The 1,780-nt window shown below is 73.4% G+C and carries 3 protein-coding genes; 2 read left to right on the top strand and 1 reads right to left on the bottom strand.

Annotated features, from left to right (window positions below; genetic code table 11):
• Positions 1-702 (bottom strand): ATPase BagA (gene bagA, locus H5J30_RS30960; protein WP_181790813.1); only part of this gene is annotated, 702 nt, incomplete at its 3' end.
• A gap of 96 nt (positions 703-798) precedes the next feature.
• Here bagA and sp36 point away from each other — a divergent pair.
• Entirely contained in the window at positions 799-954 is a 156-nt protein-coding gene (gene sp36 / locus H5J30_RS30955) for a Sp36 family protein (RefSeq protein ID WP_181790812.1), read from the top strand.
• A complete protein-coding gene (locus H5J30_RS30950) occupies positions 954-1,421 on the top strand; it encodes a RidA family protein (protein ID WP_181790810.1) in 468 nt (155 codons plus the stop codon). Before sp36 ends, H5J30_RS30950 begins: the two co-directional genes overlap by 1 nt.
• The last annotated feature ends 359 nt before the right edge of the window (positions 1,422-1,780 follow it).

Below are 1,780 nucleotides of genomic sequence, written 5' to 3'. Positions count from 1 at the left end.
CGCCTCGTCCATGAGGGCCGGGCGCACCATGTTGACCACCGCGGCGCCGACCTGGAGCCCGGCCTCGCGCAGCTCGGCGACGCCGTCGACGGTCTCCTGCACGGGCATGTCCTCAAGGAGGGTGACGAGGTGCACGGCGGTACGGGCCGAGGTCAGCACCCGCATCACGGACCGCGCGTGGTTGTGGATGGGCCCGGCCTTGGCCAGCCCGGCGACCTCGGCGTTGACGCCCAGGAAGCGGGTGATGCGGCCGGTCGGCGGGGCGTCCATGACGACCGCGTCGTACACGTGCCGCCCGTGCTTGTCCTGGCGGCGGGCCGCCTCGCACGCCTTGCCGGTGAGCAGGACGTCGCGCAGGCCGGGGGCGATGGTGGTGACGAAGTCGATGGCGCCGAGGCGGCGCAGGGCGCGTCCGGCGCTGCCCATCCGGTAGAACATCTGCAGGTAGTCCAGCAGGGCCTGCTCGGCGTCGATGGCGAGCGCGTACACGTCGCCGCCGCCGGGTGCCGAGGCGATACGCCGCTCCTCGTACGGCAGCGGCTCGGTCTCGAAGAGCTGGGCGATGCCCTGGCGCCCTTCCACCTCGACGAGCAGTGTGCGTCTGCCGTCCGCGGCCAGAGCCAGCGCCAAGGCGGCGGCGACGGTCGTCTTGCCGGTCCCGCCCTTGCCGGTCACCACGTGCAGCCTTTGGAGCCCGCTCATGTCAGCGAGCCTAATTCCTCGGCGCGCGACTCAGCAGACCGCCTCCGCCCGACGGCCCCGAGCGGGGCCCGGTCGCGGCGGGCTACAGTCTGGCCCATGACGAAGTGGGAATACGCGACCGTGCCGCTGCTCGTACACGCCACCAAGCAGATCCTGGACCAGTGGGGCGAGGACGGCTGGGAGCTGGTCCAGGTCGTGCCGGGGCCGAACCCGGAGCAGCTCGTGGCGTATCTGAAGCGGGAAAAGGGCTGATGGCGGGGCGGGTCGAGGCGAAGCTCGCGGAGCTGGGGCTCAGCCTGCCCGAGGTCGTGCCGCCGCTGGCGTCGTACGTGCCCGCGGTGCGCAGCGGGCGGTACGTGTTCACCGCCGGGCAGCTCCCGATGGTCGACGGCACGCTGCCGCTGACCGGGAAGGTCGGGGCGGAGGTCACGCCGGAGGAGGCCAAGGAGCTGGCGGCGCGGTGTGCGCTGAACGGGCTGGCGGCGATCAAGTCGGTCGCCGGAGACCTGGACCGGGTCGTACGGGTCGTGAAGGTCGTCGGCTTCGTCGCCTCGGCGCCGGACTTCACGGCGCAGCCGGGCGTGGTCAACGGGGCGAGCGAGCTGCTCGGCGAGGTGCTGGGCGACGCGGGTGTGCACGCGCGGAGTGCGGTGGGGGTGGCGGTGCTGCCCCTGGACGCGCCGGTGGAGATCGAGTTCCAGGCGGAGCTGGGCGAGTAGCGGAGCCGGGCGAGCAGCGGGCGCGGCTGCCGTGGGGGTGTCCGGCCGGGAGGAGCGCTCTCGGCCGGGGCTCCGGTGGGGTACGGCCCGGGGTTCACGTGGCGTTCCGGCGGGTTCCGCCGGGTTCCGGCGGGGTTTCGGCGGGGCGCGGACGGGCCGGTTCCGGGGGTCGGCGCGGTCGGAGTTATCCACATACGGACAGTTGTCCACAGGCTGTGGTTGCCCACTCGAACATGGCGTCGGCAGCCCGTAGGCTCCCGGTCATGTCCGAAATGAACGCCGCGGCCGGTGCGAACGCCCGGTGGGTTCCGCCCGCCGAGCGGATCCGCGCGCTCGCCCGCGGCGAGCTGACGCCCGTC

Source organism: Streptomyces phytophilus, assembly GCF_013870535.1.
Taxonomy (GTDB): Bacteria; Actinomycetota; Actinomycetes; order Streptomycetales; family Streptomycetaceae; genus Streptomyces; species Streptomyces phytophilus.
Note: the sequence above shows the minus strand (reverse complement) of the source record. Positions and strands in the feature narration are given on the sequence as shown.